This is a genomic window from Vibrio sp. 1401 (assembly GCF_033340295.1).
In genome coordinates this window covers 11891-32311 of the sequence record NZ_JAWOWF010000054.1, presented here as the reverse complement: position 1 = coordinate 32311, position 20421 = coordinate 11891, and the positions used below count along the sequence as shown (strand labels likewise).

Sequence of the window (20421 nt, the reverse complement as noted above, 5' to 3'; positions counted from 1 at the left end):
GCTACGACGATTGATGGGCGTAACCGCTCAGATCGTAGCTTCTTGATTTAGTTCCATCGAATTACGCAACAAAGCCAACGACAACTTCAGCGTGGCCCATAAGAGAACCGTTTACTTTCACGTCTAAAGGCTCGCCATTGAGCTTTTCCAACTCGATAACCGTGCCTTCACCCGCTTTCATTAAGTCCCCAAGTGGGATCTCCTTACTCGCAACTTCCAGCGTGACTGTGACAGGAATGCTTTTGAAAAAGCTAAGGTCACGTTCCGCAGTGGCTGGTTCTTGTTGGAGCGTATCTTCGGCTTCAAAGTCTTCTAATTGAAAATCATCAAAGTTCAGTTCTTCTGCGTCGAATGCATTAGTTTCTAGCGCTTCGCTCATCGCTGCGGTTCCTTATCAGGGTTAAAGATCAAAACAAGTTGGCCGTCTTGCTCGGCAATACGACCTGTAAATAGAGATTGGTTGCCAATGCTTACTGGAACCGTGTTAAGAAGCTCAATAGGTAAAATATCGTTGGGTTGTAAGCCAACCACATCACTTAAAGGCATCTTCTTTTTACTTAGAACAACGTTCAGTCGAACGGGGGTCGTCTCTAAAGAACGACAGAAAGGTTGAAACAAATCGGTATCAGGCTGCAGTTCAAGCTGCTCGATCAGCGTTTGAATAAGATGACCATCTAGCTTGAGATGAATTGAGCCTTGATGATCGTCAAACGCAATGTTTAATTGAACGTTAATGCCAATTCCTCTAGGGGTCTCATACTCACCCGTGTCCCACATTTCACCAGGAGCAAGCCAACCGATGATGATTCGACTGATGCGCTCTTGTAAACGTAAGTCACTGGCCGTCAGAGTAGCGGCTGAACGCTCTGCACTTGCACCATAAAATCTATCAGCCAACTTTATTAGCGTGTGAGGGTTACCATGGATGAATACCATGCCGCCTTCCTGATGTTGATAGGTCGACGTTTGCTCTTTGTCCATCTCAACCGATGTAAAGCGGTGCAAGTCTACTGAGGTTAAGCTAGCTTCCACTTTTCCTGTGCTGAGCCAATTTTGTAATTCAGTCGTAAGGTTTGAGCAAGATTCTGAAATTAAATTATCGAGCTTCTCACGAATGATATGAATAGGTTTGCCTAATAATTCTACATCAAGTAGTTGACTATCAGAAATAGGCTCGCTAACTCTATTTTCCATTTATATTTTACCGTGCGTTAACAATCGAAAGTGTTTTAACTTAATGGCGTGTAGTCTACACAGAAATTTTAATGATCTTTTAGCTCCAAACTCTAAGATTGTGACTTTAGTTCACATGTTGCTTTGTTCATATAGTCATAATCTTTTAATGAAATTTAAAAAGAGTTAGTTTTCTTTATAAATCGCTTAATAAATAAAATAACAATGTTGAGCGTTTTAGTTGTTATAGCTTTTTTAAATTGCCTTTATGGCGTAACAACAACTTCAAATAAATAAATTATAAGATACTGTTTTTTATGCTTAAAGCTTCCGTTGGAGGCTAAGCGTGCTCTCTTGAGCGTTTTGTAACCAATTTTAATATTCAGAATAGGTAATTAAAATGATTAGCTATGCCAGTTCTCTCGGCTTGGTGGCATATTTAATTAAACGGTTTAAGTCATGGGAATGTAAGATATACATGAATCATGTCCGTTTGATAATTTGTAACACAATTATTGTTATCAGTTTTATTTTTTCAAAAGTGTCATATTCAGAAGAAGTCTTAATAATCCCTATGGACCTCTCTAAATGGACATATGAGGGAAATAAATTCAAATGCAACTTGTTGCAATCAAATAAAGACTATGGGAAGTTTTATTTCCTAGCGGAACCTAATAATAAATTCTATTTTATTTCCGATATAGAATATGAAAACAATAAATGGAAAACGATTGCTTTAACAACTCAAAATGCTCCTTGGGGTGATGAGCTTTATAGAAAAGAATTTGGTTCCCTTGAATTTACTAAGCCGTCTCAGCGTTTCATCTTTAATAAAGGCGCTGAAGAATTCATGGATTCAATTGCTTCGGGTAGTTGGGTGACGCTGTCACTTAAAGGAAGTAATGCTTCCTCTGTTTCAGAGATTGTGATTCCTACTCTTCAAATTCAAAACGCATTGAAATCATTTAATGCGTGTCGCGCGCGATTGCCTAAATTGTCTTTTTCAGAGGCAAGGGATATGGCGCTCTCATTTGAGTTTGGTCAGAAGACGTTAAGTCGTGGACAGAAAGCAACACTAGAAGCGCTGTATAGCTATGTATCTGTGGATGATCGAGTGACCAAAATCCTCATCGACGGTCACACCGATAACGTTGGTTCAAGTTTAACGAACCTTTCTGTGTCACGTACTCGAGCAGAGCAAGTCACCAATGCTTTGATTGAGCTTGGGGTCGACGAGTCGATGATCGAAACACGAGCTCATGGTTCACGTTACCCAATTGCCAGCAATAACTCGGTTAATGGCCAAGCAAAAAACCGACGTGTCACCCTGCGTTTAGTGAGGGACAACGAGTATACGGCTACGAAACACCACCCAGATCTACAATCACAAAATCAACAAACGAAAGTTAAGGTTCAATGATGACGAAAACGAAAATTTTGTTGGTTGAGCCAAATGAAGCTCTTGCTCAACCAGTATTGGATGTGTTGCAAAATGCAGGTTACACCGCGAAACACACTCGTACTGGTCGAGGCGCTTTGCTTGAAGAGCGAGCAGAAATCACTTTAGTGAGCTCTACGCTGCCGGATATGTGTGTTCGTGAGTTTGTCGCGTGTCACCAAAAGCAGCGAAATTCGGGTGTTGTTATTGCGATTGTCGACCAAGAACAAGGCATCTTGGCTGCTGAGACGATGAAAGCGGGCGCTACTGATTATCTATTACGCCCGTTTGAATCTAATCAGTTGGTTAATCTGCTTAAACGTGTTGAAGCGTTAGGTAAGCCAATGGCCAACATTGTTGCGGAGTCTTGGAGAAGCAAACAAGTTCTGCAATTGGCGCATCGTGCAGCATGTACTAACGCGAGTGTGCTTATTACAGGTGAATCGGGAACGGGTAAAGAAGTGCTGGCGCGATATGTGCATGAGCACTCTCCGCGTATCAATGGTCCATTTGTGGCGGTTAACTGCGCCGCCATTCCAGAGTCAATGTTAGAGGCTGTGCTATTCGGTCATGTAAAAGGCGCGTTCACCGGAGCGACAAATTCTCAAAGCGGTAAGTTTGAAGAAGCAAATGGCGGGACGATTCTGCTTGACGAGATTGGTGAAATGTCACCTGCGGTTCAAGCGAAATTGTTACGCGTCCTTCAAGAGCGTGAAGTAGAACGTGTTGGTAGCCATAAAGCCGTTCAGCTCGATATTCGTGTTATTGCGGCAACCAACAAAGACTTACGTGAGGAAGTTCAAAAAGGCACGTTCCGTGAAGATCTTTATTATCGATTAGATGTGCTGCCTCTGCACTGGCCGCCTTTGCGTGAAAGAAAAGAGGACATTCTACCAATTAGCCAATTCTTTATTGAAAAGTATCAAGATAGCAGCCGCTGTCACCTATCCCAAGATGCGATTAGTGCGCTGAGTCAGTATCACTGGCCGGGCAATATTCGTGAGTTGGAAAATGTCATTCAACGCGCTTTGGTCATGCGTCATGGTGATTACATTACAGCCCATGACCTGATGCTGCCTATTGAGCTTGTCGCGTCAGTTCCTACAGCAGAGCCAACTGCAAGTTTTGGTCATGTAGAAGCGAAGAAGCAAGCTGAATATCAGTTTATTTTGGAAAAGTTACGTCAGTTTGGTGGAAACCGAACGAAAACCGCAAACGCGCTTGGAGTCTCTACTCGAGCGCTACGCTACAAGCTCGCAGCAATGCGAGAACATGGTATTGATTTACAGTCGGCACTAGGCTCGGCTGCCTAATAGGAGAAAAAATAGATGGCAAGTCAACCTACTCATGCGGTCTCGGCAGAGCAACTTATGTTGTCAAAAATGCAGGCGATGCAGGCACAAGTGCAGCCGCCAGAGTTTATCGTGAGTGCAAATCCTTTAGATCAACAATCACTAAACGCACCTTTATCGTTCTCACAAGCGATGACAAATGTGTTGGATACAGTGAATCAACATCAATCAGTGGCTAGTCAAAAAATGACGGCCGTAGAAACAGGAAAAAGTGATGACCTAGTTGGTGCAATGGTCGCGAGCCAAAAAGCCAGCTTGTCCTTTAATGCTTTGATGCAAGTGCGCAACAAAGTCGTGACCTCATTTGAAGATATTATGAAGATGCCGGTGTAATTCATGTCAGAACTAACCCCCCAAGTCGCCGGAAACACAGCTATGGCTACCGGCACAGCACAGACATTTTCTACTGCCAACGGCATGGACGATGTGACAACGAAGCTGAAGCAAATCTGGTCTAGCAGTCAGAGAAACTTAGTGCTATCTGCGGTGTTAGCTGCGATTGTTGCAGCGATTATTGTGGTTGCACTATGGAGTTCCTCGCAGAGCTTTCGTCCGCTCTATAGCCAACAAGAGCGTTTTGATATCGGCGAAATTGTGTCGGTATTAGAAAGCGAAGGCGTAAGCTACCGCATGCAAGAGCAAAATGGACAAGTTCTTGTACCAGAAGGTGAGGTTGCGAAGGTGCGCATGTTGCTTGCATCAAAAGGTGTTAAAGCTAAGCTGCCGACAGGTTTGGATTCGCTCAAGGAAGATAGCTCTCTTGGTACGAGCCAATTTATGGAAACAGCGCGTTATCGTCATGGTTTAGAAGGTGAGTTAGTACGTACTATCATGTCTTTGAACTCAGTAGCGAACGCGCGTGTTCATTTAGCAATACCTCGTCAAACTCTATTCGTCCGCCAAAACAGTGAGAATCCATCAGCATCTGTCATGCTTGAGCTCAAACCTGGTGAAGACTTAAAGCCTGAACAAGTTGAAGCGATCATTAACCTAGTGGTCGGCAGTGTCACGGCAATGAAGCCAGAATTTGTTTCTGTCATTGACCAGTATGGCCGTCTTCTTAGTGCGGATGTCGCTTCTGCGGAAGCTGGTAAAGTAAATGCGAAATATCTTGAATACCAGAAGAGTGTTGAAAAACAGATCATCCAACGCGCAGCAGATATGCTTACGCCGATTGTGGGGCCGAGTAACTTCCGAGTACAAGTCGCTGCCGATCTGGACTTTAGCCAAGTTGAAGAAACACAAGAAATTTTGGATAACGCACCGGTTGTGCGTAATGAGCACACCATTCATAACAACTCGGTTGATCAAATTGCGTTGGGTGTTCCTGGTTCTCTAAGTAACCAACCGCCAGTGACAGGATCTGGTGAAGTGGAAACGAACGATAGCCAAAACACGAATGCGCGATCTGAAGTGAATCGTCAATATGCTGTAGGTAGTAGTGTTCGTCGTACTCAATACCAACAAGGCCAAATAGAAAAGCTTAGTGTCTCGGTTCTGTTGAACTCCAAAGCTTCGCCAGATGGTGTCGCGTGGAGTGAAGCCGATAAAGAGCAAATCTCAAACATGATCATGGATGCTGTTGGTATCTCTGCCACACGAGGTGACAGCTTAAGTTTAATGAGTTTCAACTTCACCCCAATTGAAATTGATGCTCCTCCTGCACTGCCGTGGTGGCAAGACCCTACAGTACAGCAGCCAATACGCTACGTTATTGGTGGCTTGTTAGGCTTGGCGATGATCTTCTTCGTACTGCGTCCATTAATCATGCACCTAACTGGCGTTGATAAACCTGTGCCTGAGCTAAATTTTGCTGAGCCTCAGGAAGAACCTGACTACGAAAACTTGCAAACGCGTGAAGAACGCGAGCATGAAGAAGTACTTGATCGCCGCCTATCTGAAAAAGGCATCTCAGCCTCTTCAGGTTTAGATGTAAACAGCGACATGCTACCGCCAGCAGGCTCGCCATTAGAAATTCAATTGAAACACCTACAGCTTATTGCTAATGAAGAGCCAGAGCGCGTAGCCGAAATACTGAAACAATGGGTAAACATCAATGAACACAGTTCTATCAAAGCAGACGCTTAGTTATGTTGAACAAACCGCGCTCGTGCTATTAGGCATGGGCGAGGATGCCGCAGCGAAGGTTTTGCAACACTTTAGCCGTGATGAAACCCAGCGTGTGACTCGTGCAATGGCGAAGTTAAATGGCATTAAGAGCGATTCTGCTCGTGGTGTTATTCAAACTTTCTTTGAAGATTTCCGTGAGCACAGCGGTATTCGAGGAGCCTCTAAGGAATACCTATCTAATACATTGCGTAAAGCATTGGGTAACGATTTGGCAAAAGGGTTATTAAATACCTTATATGGCGATGAAATTCGCAACAATATGCAGCGCTTACAGTGGGTGGAAGCAGAAACTCTCGCTCGTTTCATTGTGAACGAGCACCCACAAATGCAAGCAATTTTTCTAGCGTATTTGCCAGCAGACAGCTCTTCAGCGGTATTGAAGCACTTGCCACAAGATTACCATGACGAAATCTTGTTCCGTATTGCTCAATTGCAAGATATCGATCATCAAGTTGCCGTTGATTTGCATGAACTCGTTGAGCGTTGCATCGAAAAAGTATCCGCAAGTCAAAGCACGCCGTTATCAGGTGTTAAGCAAGCAGCAGATATCATTAACCGCTTTGAAGGTGACCGTGGTTCATTGATGGAAATGCTGAAGTTGCATGATGAAGATGTTGTTAATGCAATTGAAGAAAACATGTTCGACTTTATGGTTCTTGGCCGACAACGCGAAGAAACTATGGACATGTTGGTGCAGCAAATCCCGCTAGAGTTGTGGGCAGTTGCGCTAAAAGGTTCCGATATTACCTTACAACAAGCTATTAAGCGTTCAATGCCGCAACGTATGGTGAAAGCGCTAGAAGATGACATGGACGCACGCGGCGCTGTTGCGTTAAGTCGAGTTCAAAAAGCACGTCAAGACATCATGCAAATGGTACGTGAGCTGGATGAATCTGGTGAAGTTCAGCTGCTTCTCTATGAAGAGCCAACGGTGGAGTAAGGTCATGCTAGAGATAAAATCAAGTACTATGCGATTGCCTCCGAGCGGGTATCGTTTACACCGTTTTCCTCCTTTAGCGCAACCTAAGACTATCGAAGACGAATTCGGGCTAGATAACCAAGGCTGGCAAGAACCTCAAATTGATATCCAACAGCAACTTGAAGAAGGTTTTCAACAAGGTTTGCAACAAGGACATGAGGAAGGCTTACGCCAAGGTATCGAACAGGGCAAGCAACAAGGTCTGTTGGAAGGCCAAAAAGAAGGTTTCCAAAAAGGCTTTGTTTCCGGTGAGCAGTCTGGAAAGCAAGGCTTTTTGGAGGCGGCGAAGCCTGTCAATGAACTTTTTCACGCCCTTTCTCGTTGGCAGGATGAAAAAGAGCAGCAACAACGTCATATGATTTGTGAACTGGTACAAAAGGTAGCTCAGCAAGTGATTCGTGCCGAGCTCACTTTAATGCCTCAGCAGATCCTAGCTTTGGTGGACGAGACATTGTCTGCCATGCCTGGTAAAGCGGAAACAGTAACTGTGCATTTAAATCCGCAAGATTTAGAGCGCATTACTCACATCAATGCTGATTTGCCGCAATCTTGGAAACTGGTCCCTAATACGGAGCTTCCTATTGGTGGCTGTCAGTTAGTGACTGATGACGCAGAAGCGGATGCGAGCTGCGACTCTCGTTTGGAAGCCTGTATGGACAATGTAAAGCAACACCTTTTGGATGAAGTCAGTATTCCACAGGTAGAGTCTGAGCATGAGTAATACCCTAAGCCATGAACTATTAAGTGAGCGTTTGAGCGAAGCCTTGGCTTCGCTCGATTCAATCCCTGTTGCTCGCGTAACAGGGCGATTGATAAAAGTAAACGGCTTAATGTTACAAGCCGTAGGGTGTCGGTTTAAGCTTGAGCAGCGTTGTCTCGTAGAAACCGCGGAAGGCGATATGATCGAAGCGCAAGTTGTGGGCTTTGAACACACTATTGCTTACCTCATGCCTATCCGCCGTTTAGGCGGTCTGTTTGCAGGTGCAAAAGTCATCCCTCTTGATGGTGACAGTACCGTGCAGCTAAGCTCTCAGTGGTTAGGACGCGTACTGAATGGTTTAGGTGAGCCGTTAGATGACGGGGCACCGCTTAAGGGGGGAGAGCGAGTTTCACTTGAACCAAAACCGATTAACCCACTGAAGCGACGCCCAGTTGATACACCACTCAACGTAGGCGTGCGTGCGATTAATGGACTATTGACGGTAGGCAAAGGCCAACGTATTGGTTTGATGGCTGGCAGTGGCGTCGGTAAAAGTGTGTTAATGGGGATGATCACCAAAAACACGGAGGCCGATGTAATTGTGGTCGGGCTTATCGGTGAGCGAGGCAGAGAAGTACGTGAGTTCATCGAGAGAAACTTAACCCCAGAAGCGCGCAAGAAAGCGATCATTATCGCGGCTCCTGCTGATGAATCCCCGCTAATGAGGTTAAGAGCGACATTACTTTGTCATCGCGTTTCAGAGTATTTCCGAGACCAAGGCAAAGACGTTCTACTTCTGATGGACTCTCTAACCCGATACGCCATGGCACAGCGCGAAATCGCTCTTTCGCTCGGTGAGCCTCCAGCTTCTCGTGGTTATCCGCCCTCAGTCTTCAGCGTGTTACCTCAACTCTTAGAGCGAGCGGGTAACAGTGAAAATCAACATGGTAGCTTAACGGCAATTTACACCGTATTGGCAGAAGGGGACGACCAACAAGATCCTGTCGTGGATTCCGCGCGCGCCATCTTAGATGGGCATGTCGTTTTATCGCGTCAACTGGCTGAGCAAGGGCATTATCCCGCGATAGATATCAACGCGTCTATTAGCCGTTGTATGAATACTTGTACGCAGGACGCACACAGCACGATTGCGAATAACTTCCGTCAAATGTACTCCAACTACCTTCAGGTTAAAGAGTTACTGCCATTAGGGGGTTATCAACCAGGACAAGATCCTGAGTTAGATCAATCTGTTGCTATGTATCCAAATTTGCGTGCATATCTACAACAAGCTGCCAACGAGTCTGTAGATTACCCAACCAGTTTGACCGAGCTCGCGCAGCTTTTTCAAAGTGCTTAATCAAATGGGAGTGACAAGGCTGAAATGAAATCCAAGTTAAAAGCCGTAGGCAAGTTACAGCAAATGGAAGAAAAACAGCGTGACCGTGTGGGTCAACAACTTGATGCCATGCGTCAGCGTCACTCCCATCTTTCAATGCAATTGGAACAGTTGTCGGCGTTGAAAGGCCACGCTGGACAATCAACCCGAACCGGCCCGACGCTGACGAGCGCGGCTTTGATGAACTTTAATCGTGTTGACCAAATGCTACAAAGAATGCTTCGTCACCACGAGCAAGAGCAAGCCGTTATGCAAGCGGAATGTGCATCTGTACAGAAAACGCTAGAACACAAGCACGCACGCGTTCAAGGGTTAGAAAAAGTGCTTGATCGTTGGCGTACTAAGCAGAACTATGAAAAAGCGAAAAAAGAGCAAAAGATGATTGAAGACATCATTAACTCTCGCGTCAAGCGTAAGATATTATGATGTCTTGTTGACGCTACTAGGAGCGCGAATAATTTCTGCGGTGTCTTAGCCAACCAAACCAGCCTCCAAGCATGATCAACCCTGATCCGAGAGCACCGCCGCCACTGCTGCCGTTGTTACCAAAGCCAGATGTGTTGGTATCGACAGGCTCAAAGCCAGAGTCCCCTTCGCTATGATAATCTTCCGAACTTGCTAAGAGGGCGTTATAACTGGTTTTTACACCTGAGCTGGTTTGGGTCTCAATCCATGTTGCATAGTTCAAAATCTCGGTAAACACACTTGGAATCGCAGCGGATTCGCAAACTGAAGAACCGTAGCTCACAATGCCAATTTGCTGATACATGCCATTATTGTCTTGATAGGTGAGAGGACCGCCTGAGTCACCACGACAGATACCAGTGTAGCTTCGTTCAGGAAATCCATTCGCACATAAACTTTCCTGAGCGTTAAACCCTGTTACCAACGAAGCGCATTGGGTGTCGGTAAGGGGTTTTACTTCTGCCCAGCGTAAATAGTTAGGGGGGCTTTCATCATTGGTTGAGGTCTGACCTAAACCGAATATCTGATAAACTGACTTGCTGCTGTAGTCTCCAAAGTCTTGCGGTAAAGTGATGGATTGGACGTTATCGGTGATAGGTCTAGTCAATTCAAGGACAGCGATGTCATTAATCCATAAATCGCTAGGCACATAATCAGGATGAATCGTGATAGAGCGAACATCTTTGAATTCTTCAACAAACACGTCATTCATCGTAGGGTTTTTGACTAACACTCGTAGGTCGTTGATTGTCCAGCCGTCAGTAAAAACGCTTGGTTCTACGCAGTGAGCCGCAGTTAAAATGAAGCGGTCGTTTACAATGGTTCCCCCACAAATATTGGCAAACTGATTAGCGCCAGTTTTATGTAGAATAAGACGTGCAAAAAAAGGAAGTTGGTTTTGGGTAGCCTGCTGACCCCCAATAATTGCCGTGGAGATCCCTTGTTCTGAAAGGCGGTTATCATTTTCTACTTCAGCGGTCGTACTCAAAGATACTGCAAAACAGAGTGCGCTTAGCCATATTTGATACTGCTTCATAAACCATCCTTGGATGAAAAGTGCTCTTCTAACTTTATACTAGTTTTTCAGTGAATGTGCTTAACAAAAGTTTCTAATAGTTGAATGATTGTTGTAGCCAAGATCGCAACAGATGAAATGATTCAAGCTTTAGCTTGTGTGGCGGGCATACAAAGTAAAGCTGTTGATGAGGATTAATGACGGGTTCACCCAGCTCGATTAGCTGACCATATTTGATGTCATCCTTCACAAACAAGCGATGAGTGACCAATAACCCCAAACGACGAGTTGTGGCCTGGACGGCTTGTATCGACATGTTAAAAGTGATTGGTTTTTTATTTTTAGGTCGCTGGATACCCGTCGCGTCCAGCCACACGTTCCAGTCATTTTTCCGTCGTTCGTTAGTAACTTCAATGATGGGATACTGCTTTAAGAGTTGAGTGATGTTTGAGTCCTTGGTCTTCGCTATCAATTCAGGACTGCACACCAAAACCAGTTCATCTTCACTGAGCTTTTCGCAGTAGTAATCCTGCCATTCTTCGGGATTTCCATGCACCAAGGCCGCGTCGATACCTTCTTGTTCTAAATTGAATCTGCCAGACAGGTTTGATAAACGAACGTCTAATTGAGGAGCAAACCCTTGTAAATCTGACATTCGAGGAATCCACCAGTGAAGAGCCAATGAATTCACCATATTGAGCGTAACACGCTGCAAGTTCTGATCTTGGATGAGTGCTTCCGTTGCATCGACAATTTGCTCTAAAGCGGGTGCCACCTTCCTGTAATACTTTTTACCGTCCGCGTTGAGTTGAACTTGTCTGCCTATGCGATCAAATAGAGGCTTGTTGACTTGACTCTCCAGCGATTTAATTGCCTGACTTACGGCTGAGTGGCTCACACTTAATATCTGTGCTGCTTCTGTCATGCTGCCAGACTCAGCTACTGCAACAAATGCGTAGATGGACTTTAAGGGGACTAGTTTCCGCATAATTTAAAAACCGTAGCTGGTGATAGATAAGTTAAACTGTAAGTTTTTCTTACATCAATGGTTAATATTACTCGCTATTTACTATAAGTGATGTCTTTTAAAATGCTCCATATATTAAGGAGTATTGAATGAATGCTGTAAACAAATCTATCCTTTTCATGTTAATGTCTACGTTAAGCTTATCTGTTACTGGACTGTTAGCAAAGCAGTTGTCAGGCGAACTTTCCGTCACACTATTTAGCTTCTTACGTTTTTTGGTGCCTGCGCTTATCTTGCTTATCTTACTTCGTGTGAAAAACCTTACCTTTCCTAAAGCGGGCACGCTAAAGCCTATTTTATTGCGTGCTCTTTGTATCGGTTTGTCACAACTTTGCTTTATCGCGTCATTACAAACGTTAACGCTCGTTGAGGGGGTCGTTTTGTTTGCTACTGGCCCATTATTTATTCCCTTGGTTGAAAAGCTGTTCATGAGGGGGCGCATTCGTGTTTCAACATTGGCGGCTTTAGCAATGGCGTTCACTGGTGTGGTTATGTTGGCGGGCGGCGGAAGTGAGATCACATGGCGAGCGGATTTATTGCTCGGCTTGGCTGGTGGACTCTTCAATTCTGGTTCTCAGCTTACGTTATATAAAGTGAGTAAAACAAATATGTCGCCGCTAGAAATCAACTTTTGGGCGTTTGGTTTTGCTGCCGTATTTCTGTTGCCGCTAACTTTGTTTAACGACTTCGACGTGTTACTTAATATGAGTGTTATGGCGCCTGAGATTTCTTCAAATACGCTGTGGATCGGTATGATGTCTCTGATGATCATTAACACCCAAGTTTTTCGCTCCAAAGCATATAAACTGGCAAGCAGTGGCTCTCAACTTGCACCACTCATTTTTACTAACTTATTGTTCACTGCGGTTTGGCAGAGCCTGTTTTTTGAAGACCGAATGAGTCAAAGTCAAATTGTTGGGATGAGTTTAATAGTGCTCGCAATCATACTGAACACATGTTGGGTTCGCTTTAAGGCGCATCGCAGTGGCGGTTTACAAGCGAGAACTTCTTAGTCTGTCGGAAAATGAAGGGGGCAGGTAGATAAATTGGTCGTGTGGTTTGATTTTTCCTGAGTATGGGCTAGCGTCAAGAAAGGTTCAGGGAGAGAAATCATGCTTACGCTAAATTATTACGTCGAAATTTCGGCGACACCGCAACGAGTGTGGGAAGTGCTAACCGATGTTGAGTTGTATAAACGTTGGGCGCAAGCCTTTTCACCGCAGTCTCAATTTGAAGGAGCTTGGGAAGAAGGAGGTGGCATCACTTTTTTTGATCCAGATATGGGCGGGACAAGGGCGATCATAGATACGGTGCTACCGCTTCAAAAACTTGAATTTCATCATGTTGCCATTTTTAATCCGGATAATCGTCAACAACTCGATGCTGACCTAGCATCTAGGTGGATCGGATCGCGAGAGATCTACCAGATCGATACCAACAACGATCGTTTACTACTCAATGTTACCATTCATACTCACAATGACTTTGTTTCCATGTTTAATCACGGATGGGAAAAAGCCTTACCCTTGATAAAAGCCATTAGTGAAGAGCAAGCTTAGGGTTCTTGCCTATCTTGGGCTGACGATGCGTTGCCTGAAGGTATACAATAGCACGCAAGATAGCGCACCTTAGAGAGTGGATGATGGAATTTAAAGTTGATACCCATACACATACGTACGCAAGTGGTCACGCGTACAGTACCTTGATTGAAAATGCAAAGTTGGCAAAAGAGAACGGGCTGGATATGTTCTGCACGACCGATCACGCAGAATCAATGCCGGGTGCGCCTCATTACTGGTTCTTCTCTAACCAGAAAATTCTGCCTCGCTTTCTTGAAGGCGTTGCGATTATTCGCGGCGTTGAATCTAACATTATGAATACCGAAGGCGACATTGATATTCCACTGAGTGTGGACCGCAACTTAGATTGGGTGATCGCGAGTTTTCATGAACCCGTTTTTCGTCCTGCAAACAAGCAAACTCACACGGAAGCACTTGTTAATGTCATTCAGAGTGGCCGTATTGATGCGCTCGGTCATCTTGGTAATCCAAATTTCGACTTTGATTTTCAGACCGTTTTAGCGTGCGCGAAAGAGCACAATGTCGCGATTGAAATTAACAACACCACTCTGAAGGGCAATAGCCGAGTAGGCAGCGTAGACCGTTGCCACGAGATTGCACAAATCGGGAAAGATCTCGGTGTTTTCTTCACCACGGGCAGTGACGCGCATTTCTGTCACGATGTTGGTAATCTGGATTTGGTTGGAGAGTTAATGGACAAAGTGGGTATTGATAGCAAGAAAGTGATTACTCACACCGCTCAGCAGTTTTTGTCTTTCTTAGCTTTGAGAGGCCGTAAACCAATTGCAGAATATGACAGCATTCTCAACGCATAAACTTGATTACATTTAAGGTATGCACCCGACGCCAGATTGCTTTACACTGCGACCCGGAAATACTCAACTAAGCTAGTTTTTCGCCTCTTATGGCGTAGGTTATTTGGGTGAATAAAGCCGACACAGAATTCGGCACTATAAATGGAGAAGTGAAAAATGTTACGTCCTTTAGTCCTAGGGTGTGCGATTGCGTTTGGCTCAACATACGCAATGGCAGAAGCGGTTGATTTAAAACAAAACATGAAACAGATGAAGATGGAATTCAAACAGGCGGCAGAAGCATCTGATGTCGAAACCATGAAATCTGCGATTGATAGCTTGCAAGCTATTGTTGAACAATCTAAGCGTGGTAATTACCCACCAGAGAAGTTTGATACTTACTTAGAAGGCTTTAACAAGCTGACGGTAACGCTAGATAAGATTGAAGCGGATCTTGATGCGGGCAAGCTACAAGAAGCGAAAGACCAACTGCGTGAAATCGATAGTCTTCGTGAAGAGTACCACGACAAGCGCAATCCAAGCATTTGGAGCAAGTTGTTCGGCTAATTATCTACCGAGCGGAGCATTTGCTCGTGGCAGTGGATTACGTGTTATCTCTAAGTAATGAATGAACACATTATCAGCCTGCCATTTCGGCGGGCTTTTTTGCGCCTGTCAATCGATGCATTCAAGAAAACCTGTGAGGTAGCAACCACTTATTGATACTGTTTTTTGAGCTATCACTCAAAATTGGTTACGCTGTGTGAAATTTGTTAAGTCACCGTTATGCGTAGATTAATTCCTTTTTACCGCTCGATGTTATTTGCTAGTGCTCTCAGTTGGGTGCTAGTGACGCTGATGCCTGTTATCAATGCTCATGGTAACAGCATGGGCGTGTGGGCGACGCTATGTACGCTTAACGGATTTGAGTTGGTCCAAATAGAAGAGGGCGACAATTCGGTCAGCCACAAAGGCAAGCCTTGTCCGTTTAGCCACTTCTCGACTTTTCATCACGATACACTTCCAACGACACCGATACTTTCAAGACAGAGCTTGGTGACTTCTGACAGCTACGCTTATTTGGCTCTAAGTGTGCGATTTGAAACACCAGTTCCTAGAGCGCCGCCAGTTTCCCTTTTCTCATAACGAAAACAATTACAAGTAAATAAAGCCAACAACACTGCCACTTCGAGCAGTGGTACTCCCAAATCTAAGTCAATTAGCGCCGCATACGAATGTGTATGTGCAGGATGCGTTTGACTGAATTTGGCTGTTCAACAATGAAAAAAGGAAAATACACATGTTGAGAAACTCGGCAAAGCCTCAACTCAAGGAAGCCTCACGCTTAAAATCCATCTACTTTATGACGTGGCGATGGCACTTTTACGCAGGTTTGTTCGTCATTCCATTTATGCTCATGCTTTCCCTCACGGGGTTGGTGATGTTGTTTGATGACGAAATCGAATTGGCTCGATACGAAGCGACATTACAAGTTTCACCACAAGAACAAATGGTTCCTGTCTCTGCACAATTAGAAACCGTAAAGCAGGCGTATCCCGATTTTAATGTCACTCAATTTGTACCTGCTAAAACGGCCGATATTGCCAACCGATTCTCGATTCAAAACCAAGAAGGCAGCTCTCTGATTGTTGCAGTAAATCCTTACACAGGAGACGTACAAGGCACCATTAATCGTGGTGATAGCATCTATGAACTGATGAACAGCATTCACGGCACCTTGCTCATCGGCGACCTAGGTGACCGCTTAATTGAAATCGCCGCAAGTTTGGGGATTTTGCTGTTGGTGTCTGGTTTGTACCTTTGGTTACCTAGAGACAACGCCAGCCGCGCCGGCTTTTTGAAAATCCGCTTTAACAATGGCCCTCGAATTTTGATTCGTGACCTGCATGCGAATTTAGGTGGTGTGCTGTCGATTGTGCTGTTGTTCTTTTTGATTTCAGGATTGTCGTGGGCAGGGATCTGGGGTGCGAAAATGGTACAAGCTTGGAATACCTTCCCAACCTATTACACATGGGGTGAGAAACCGGAATCCACACTGACACATAAAGATCTTAACCATGGTGCATCAGAAGAGATGCCATGGAACTTAGAGCTTGCTGCTGTGCCAGAGTCGAAAGATAAGCCCGCTCATGATCATGCCAATATGAAGGAAGAGACGGCATACGCAGGCAGTCATGATGCGCTCTCCATTGATGATATCATCCTCAAGGCTGAAATGATGGGCTTCACTGGCTATAAGCTGTTTTTGCCACGCTCTGAGACGGGCGTTTACACCGTTGCAGCTAACTCTATGGGTGGCGATATCTCTGACCCAAGACAAGATCGCACCAGCCACTTTGACCAGTATTCCGGTCGCTTGTTGGTGGATGTAACGTGGCAAGATTACAGCCTATTTGCCAAGTTCATGGCGGCAGGTGTGTCATTGCATCAAGGTGATGTGAGTATATTGAACAAAGTACTCAACGTAGTGTTCTGTTTGGCGTTCATCTTAATCTCAATCACAGGCGTGGTGATGTGGTGGATTCGTAGACCAAGTCGCAGTGCTGCATTAGGGGCGCCACCTAAGTTTCAGCAAGACAGTATTTGGAAGCTTGGCTTAGTAACGTTAGTGATATTGTGTCTCGCGTTCCCGATGGGCGGTTTCGCGATTGTTACGGTTCTTGCACTGGATTGGCTGTTGTTTAACCGCGTTGAGAAGCTGAAAACAGCGTTGAATTAGTAACAGACAAAGAATGGAATGGTAAAAGAGCCAGCGACGTGCTGGCTCTTTTTATTTCTGGTAAATCTCCAATGGCAAGCCATCTGGATCTTGGAAGAAGGTAAAGGCTTTGCCTGTGAATTCATCAATACGAATTGGCTCAACTTCAACGTCATTTGATTCTAGGTAGGCTTTCACCTGTTCAACATCATCAACCAAAAAAGCGAGATGCCGTAGCCCTTGCGCTTCAGGAAAGCTCGGTCTCTCTGGTGCGCCCGGAAAGCTAAACAGTTCAACTTGACTGCCGTCAGGTAAAGCGAGGTCAAGCTTGTAGGAGTCTCTGGCTTCACGATAGTTCTCGGCAATGACTTTTAACCCCAACACTTCAGTGTAAAAGCGTTTTGACCTTGGGTAGTCGCTGCAAATGATCGCGACGTGATGAATAGCATTAAACATGGTTAGCCTCTTCAAACATGGCTCGTATCCTCAAGCATGGTTAGTGTCCTCGGAGACTAAATGCTCCTTAACGAAGTCGATAAACACGCGCAGACGAGCAGGCATGTATTTGGTTTGCGCATACTGCATCGCGATAGCGCCGTGGTAGTTACTCTTGATCATCCAATCCGGCAATACTTCCACCACTTCCCCTTGCTCTAACGCGTCTTTGATTACGAAGTCATGGAAGATCCCAATTCCTAAGCCTGACTTAACGCCATTCAAGCGCATTTGAGAATGGTTAACGGCGTAACGTCCACTCACGGCAATCGAGTGGAAAGCTTCTTCTTTAAAGAAAGACCAGATGTTGTCTTTGTCGTTCTCCGCAAGATAAATACAATCGTGCTGCTCAAGCTCAGTCGGATGCTCTGGCATACCGTGTTTGGTAAGGTAATCTGGAGAGGCGCACAAAACAAGATTGGTCTTGCTGATCTCTTTGAGGACCAGATTCTCATCGGGTTTGTCGGTGAGCTTAAAGGCGACATCAATACCTTGGCGGAAAAGATCAATCTCACCATCTGCTGCACGCAGCTTAAGCTGAATATTTGGATAACGTTCTAGGAATGGCAACACAAACGGTTGAAGAACCGAATTAAGAAATGCTTCAGGGGCTGCTACTGTGAGTGCGCCTGTTGGCTCAGAATGATCTTCCGCAGATAGCTCAACGGCTTGCTGCGCGGCATTCACCATTGCAATGCTTTGGTCATAAACCTTTTGTCCTGCTTGAGTGATGATCAACTTACGAGTCGTGCGCTCAAACAGTTTCACCGAGAGGGCTTGTTCCAACCGTGTGATCAACTTACTTAAAGCCGATGGCGTCACGCCGAGTTGTTTGGCTGCAGCGGTAAAACTGCCTTCGTTTACCACCAAGATAAACGAAGCAAGATCAGGAAGTAGGGCAATGAGTTTTGGATTAACCATAATTGTTCAGTTCTGCGCAGCGGAATAACGATATTGTCTGGTACGGTTTCACGAGGTTCAAGTGTCACCGTCTCGCTTTAACGATATTTTGCCAAAAATGCATTGAGTGCAGGCAAGCCAGATTCACCAGTATGGTATTGCTGCCAACAGTGATAAATGGCCGTTTCATGGTCTGCAATTAACTCGATAGCTTCTCGCTCAGCGATTGAATACTGTTGTGAAGCGTTCACTTCTTCATGCCACTCTCGATATTTGACCTCATAAGGTTCTACCCACTTCAGAAGAGTCGCCACCAACTCTTGCCATGGTAAACCAATCCACTTGGTTGCATCTGCCAAGCCTTTATCTAGCATCTCTTGGTATCGACTTTCGATATCCATGCCATTTGTCAGCAGTACAGGTTTGAGCTTTTCTGCGGTGAGTTCTTCCACTTCAATCAAGGTTTGCCACAGCGTTTGTTCACTTTGGGCGTAATGGCTCAAGTAGTGGTTGAAAAAAGCGATGCCGTAGATTTCGCCATAGTAGGCAGACAGAACGTTATGAATCATGGTGAGAATCGTGATTTAAACAGAGAATACAGCATTGTAGGAGGGGAAAGCGCGAAGTGTAAACACCTGATTAAGAGTAAAAAAGTGCTGCTGACAGAATTCGAACAGAACTTGTGAGAATTTTATGAGAATTCGATGAAGTTGCTGATAGATTTGCTCGTCATTCTTAGAGGCAAGAACGCAAAACGTTCGAAACGTAATGCTTAACCTACTCAAGTCACGAACAAAGAAGTAAAGCCGTACACATGGGCTTGGGTAGTTCAACCCTCATTAAAGGATGGAATCACAATGAAAAAACGTACCCAACTCGGACTCGTCATGACTTCAGTCGCTATGGCACTAGGCTCTGCATCAGTGAATGCGGCGGAATTGGAAATCACCGTGACAAACGCAACCAAAGGCATCTACTTTACGCCACTTATTGTTGCTGCACATGGCTCTGACCTTCAAATGTTCAGAACGGGTCAAGCAGCAACGCCAGAACTAGAAGCAATGGCAGAAGGCGGTGATATCTCTGGTCTTGCGAGTGTGATTGGTAACGCTGGTGGTGCGGTGGTTGAGAACCCTGCTGGTGGCATTTTGAATCCGGGTGTTGCAACCACCTTCACCTTAGACAGTGGCGACCACGGTTATCTTTCTCTGAGCGCGATGTTGCTGCCAACCAATGACGGTTTCGTCGGTCTAGATAGCTGGAAGATTCCAACGGAAGCGGGTACATACCGAGCAACGCTAAGAAGTTACGATGCTGGTACAGAAGCGAACGATGAGCTTGCGTCTAGCATGCCAAACCCACCTTTCATTACCTTTGGTACTGGCGGCACAGGTGTTGAAGCAACGGTAACTAACGACAAAGTTCACGTGCATCCGGGTAACCTTGGTGATAGCGACCCAACTGGCGGCATCAGTGACCTAGACAGCAGCAGCCATCGTTGGTTAAACCCAGTCGCAACCATCACAATCGTTGTGAAGTAAGGGGGATGTATGAAATACAGAATCTTACTAGTAGCAGCTTCAGTCGGCTTGCTCGCCGGTTGTCCAAGCGATGATGATAATGACGTAGTGAAATCGTACCGCTACACCGTCAACGTGGCGAACTTGACTGCGAATCAACCTATGTCTCCGCTCGTGGTACTCACTCACAATGGTGACTACCAACTGTTTGAAATTGGACAAGCGGCATCTGTTGAACTTGAGCACCTTGCCGAAGGCGGTAGTAACGCTGAGCTGATTGAGTTGATGAACAGCAATGACAGTGTTTACGAAGGTATTTCGGGTAATGGATTGGTGTTGCCGGGGGCATCGGACGAAGTCACCATCACGGTTGACCCTAGTCGTTACGGTTACTTGTCTGTGGCGTCTATGTTTGTGAATACCAATGATGCCTTTGTTGGCGAAACGGGGCTATCGCTCAAATCGCTCGCAGTAGGTGAAAGCTACGAAATGAGCATGAACGTTTGGGATTCCGGTACAGAGCTAAACGATGAGCTTGCCGCAACCATTCCAGGCCCAGCAGGTGGTGGTGAGGGTTTCAATGCCGCTCGTAATGACAGCAGTGACGTTGTTGCATTCCATGCGGGTGTTGTTAGCCAAGATGACGGATTAGCAAACTCAGCACTCTCTGCGAACCATCGTTTCTTGAACCCAGGTGCGAAAGTCACCATCACTCGAGTCGAGTAACACAGGCTC

23 protein-coding genes are annotated in these 20421 nt (G+C 45.3%); 16 read left to right on the top strand and 7 right to left on the bottom strand.

Going from position 1 to position 20421, the window contains the following annotated elements; all coding sequences use genetic code 11:
• Window positions 1-61 precede the first annotated feature (61 nt).
• A complete protein-coding gene (locus R7Z77_RS20825) occupies window positions 62-379 on the bottom strand; it encodes a FliM/FliN family flagellar motor switch protein (RefSeq protein WP_318136811.1) in 318 nt (105 codons plus the stop codon).
• Entirely contained in the window at window positions 376-1194 is an 819-nt protein-coding gene (locus R7Z77_RS20820; RefSeq protein ID WP_005375039.1) for a FliM/FliN family flagellar motor switch protein, read from the bottom strand. The genes R7Z77_RS20825 and R7Z77_RS20820 overlap by 4 nt, the downstream gene beginning before the upstream one ends.
• 379 nt (window positions 1195-1573) lie before the next feature.
• On the opposite strand from R7Z77_RS20820, the gene R7Z77_RS20815 reads away from it, so the two are divergent.
• From R7Z77_RS20815 to fliJ, 8 genes are read left to right on the top strand one after another with little or no spacing between them, the layout of a single operon-like run.
• A complete protein-coding gene (locus R7Z77_RS20815) occupies window positions 1574-2593 on the top strand; it encodes an OmpA family protein (protein WP_213967597.1) in 1020 nt (339 codons plus the stop codon).
• Window positions 2593-3924, top strand: coding sequence for a sigma-54 interaction domain-containing protein (locus tag R7Z77_RS20810; RefSeq protein WP_017820535.1), 1332 nt, complete (start codon window positions 2593-2595; stop codon window positions 3922-3924). The genes R7Z77_RS20815 and R7Z77_RS20810 overlap by 1 nt, the downstream gene beginning before the upstream one ends.
• A gap of 15 nt (window positions 3925-3939) precedes the next feature.
• Window positions 3940-4296, top strand: a complete 357-nt coding sequence (gene fliE / locus R7Z77_RS20805) for a flagellar hook-basal body complex protein FliE (RefSeq protein WP_005375045.1) — start codon at window positions 3940-3942, stop codon at window positions 4294-4296.
• Window positions 4297-4299: 3 nt separating this feature from the next.
• Complete coding sequence (gene fliF / locus R7Z77_RS20800) at window positions 4300-6051, top strand: flagellar basal-body MS-ring/collar protein FliF (RefSeq protein WP_005384024.1); 1752 nt, start codon at window positions 4300-4302, stop codon at window positions 6049-6051.
• A complete protein-coding gene (locus tag R7Z77_RS20795) occupies window positions 6020-7033 on the top strand; it encodes a flagellar motor switch protein FliG (RefSeq protein ID WP_005375048.1) in 1014 nt (337 codons plus the stop codon). Before fliF ends, R7Z77_RS20795 begins: the two co-directional genes overlap by 32 nt.
• A gap of 4 nt (window positions 7034-7037) precedes the next feature.
• Window positions 7038-7793: a flagellar assembly protein FliH gene (fliH, locus tag R7Z77_RS20790; RefSeq protein WP_064354936.1), complete on the top strand. Its 756-nt coding sequence runs from the start codon at window positions 7038-7040 to the stop codon at window positions 7791-7793.
• Window positions 7786-9132, top strand: a complete 1347-nt coding sequence (fliI, locus tag R7Z77_RS20785) for a flagellar protein export ATPase FliI (protein ID WP_053350026.1) — start codon at window positions 7786-7788, stop codon at window positions 9130-9132. Before fliH ends, fliI begins: the two co-directional genes overlap by 8 nt.
• A 24-nt stretch (window positions 9133-9156) precedes the next feature.
• Entirely contained in the window at window positions 9157-9597 is a 441-nt protein-coding gene (gene fliJ / locus R7Z77_RS20780) for a flagellar export protein FliJ (protein WP_017820533.1), read from the top strand.
• 16 nt (window positions 9598-9613) lie between these two features.
• Here fliJ and R7Z77_RS20775 read toward each other — a convergent pair whose 3' ends face one another.
• Both R7Z77_RS20775 and R7Z77_RS20770 read right to left on the bottom strand, forming a co-directional pair.
• Window positions 9614-10672, bottom strand: coding sequence for a S1 family peptidase (locus R7Z77_RS20775; protein ID WP_025768593.1), 1059 nt, complete (start codon window positions 10670-10672; stop codon window positions 9614-9616).
• A gap of 73 nt (window positions 10673-10745) precedes the next feature.
• Window positions 10746-11639 carry a LysR substrate-binding domain-containing protein gene (locus R7Z77_RS20770; RefSeq protein ID WP_033906699.1) on the bottom strand — a complete coding sequence of 298 codons (894 nt, stop codon included), beginning with the start codon at window positions 11637-11639 and terminating at the stop codon, window positions 10746-10748.
• Window positions 11640-11767: 128 nt separating this feature from the next.
• Here R7Z77_RS20770 and R7Z77_RS20765 point away from each other — a divergent pair, with 128 nt between their 5' ends.
• The 6 genes from R7Z77_RS20765 to R7Z77_RS20740 all read left to right on the top strand — a co-directional run bounded on the left by R7Z77_RS20765 (window position 11768) and on the right by R7Z77_RS20740 (window position 16792).
• Complete coding sequence (locus R7Z77_RS20765; RefSeq protein WP_033906700.1) at window positions 11768-12691, top strand: DMT family transporter; 924 nt, start codon at window positions 11768-11770, stop codon at window positions 12689-12691.
• 99 nt (window positions 12692-12790) lie between these two features.
• Window positions 12791-13237 carry an SRPBCC family protein gene (locus R7Z77_RS20760; protein WP_005375065.1) on the top strand — a complete coding sequence of 149 codons (447 nt, stop codon included), beginning with the start codon at window positions 12791-12793 and terminating at the stop codon, window positions 13235-13237.
• Between the two features lie 83 nt (window positions 13238-13320).
• Window positions 13321-14073 carry a phosphatase gene (locus tag R7Z77_RS20755; RefSeq protein WP_005375066.1) on the top strand — a complete coding sequence of 251 codons (753 nt, stop codon included), beginning with the start codon at window positions 13321-13323 and terminating at the stop codon, window positions 14071-14073.
• Between the two features lie 156 nt (window positions 14074-14229).
• Window positions 14230-14619, top strand: a complete 390-nt coding sequence (locus R7Z77_RS20750) for a cytochrome b562 (RefSeq protein ID WP_005375067.1) — start codon at window positions 14230-14232, stop codon at window positions 14617-14619.
• A 219-nt stretch (window positions 14620-14838) separates the two neighbouring features.
• Window positions 14839-15198: a hypothetical protein gene (locus tag R7Z77_RS20745; RefSeq protein ID WP_080276971.1), complete on the top strand. Its 360-nt coding sequence runs from the start codon at window positions 14839-14841 to the stop codon at window positions 15196-15198.
• A gap of 154 nt (window positions 15199-15352) precedes the next feature.
• Complete coding sequence (locus R7Z77_RS20740; RefSeq protein WP_104976430.1) at window positions 15353-16792, top strand: PepSY-associated TM helix domain-containing protein; 1440 nt, start codon at window positions 15353-15355, stop codon at window positions 16790-16792.
• Window positions 16793-16843: 51 nt separating this feature from the next.
• Here R7Z77_RS20740 and R7Z77_RS20735 read toward each other — a convergent pair whose 3' ends face one another.
• The 3 genes from R7Z77_RS20735 to R7Z77_RS20725 all read right to left on the bottom strand — a co-directional run bounded on the left by R7Z77_RS20735 (window position 16844) and on the right by R7Z77_RS20725 (window position 18735).
• Entirely contained in the window at window positions 16844-17227 is a 384-nt protein-coding gene (locus R7Z77_RS20735) for a VOC family protein (protein ID WP_009704980.1), read from the bottom strand.
• A gap of 30 nt (window positions 17228-17257) precedes the next feature.
• Complete coding sequence (locus R7Z77_RS20730; protein ID WP_017635503.1) at window positions 17258-18187, bottom strand: LysR family transcriptional regulator; 930 nt, start codon at window positions 18185-18187, stop codon at window positions 17258-17260.
• A 77-nt stretch (window positions 18188-18264) separates the two neighbouring features.
• Window positions 18265-18735 carry a hypothetical protein gene (locus R7Z77_RS20725; protein WP_213967598.1) on the bottom strand — a complete coding sequence of 157 codons (471 nt, stop codon included), beginning with the start codon at window positions 18733-18735 and terminating at the stop codon, window positions 18265-18267.
• A 288-nt stretch (window positions 18736-19023) separates the two neighbouring features.
• Between R7Z77_RS20725 and R7Z77_RS20720 the strand changes: the two genes are divergently transcribed.
• Together R7Z77_RS20720 and R7Z77_RS20715 are read left to right on the top strand one after the other, a co-directional pair.
• Window positions 19024-19707 (top strand): spondin domain-containing protein, encoded by a 684-nt coding sequence (locus R7Z77_RS20720; protein WP_005384002.1) that lies wholly within the window; start codon window positions 19024-19026, stop codon window positions 19705-19707.
• Window positions 19708-19716: 9 nt separating this feature from the next.
• Entirely contained in the window at window positions 19717-20412 is a 696-nt protein-coding gene (locus R7Z77_RS20715; protein WP_017635500.1) for a spondin domain-containing protein, read from the top strand.
• Window positions 20413-20421: the final 9 nt, after the last annotated feature.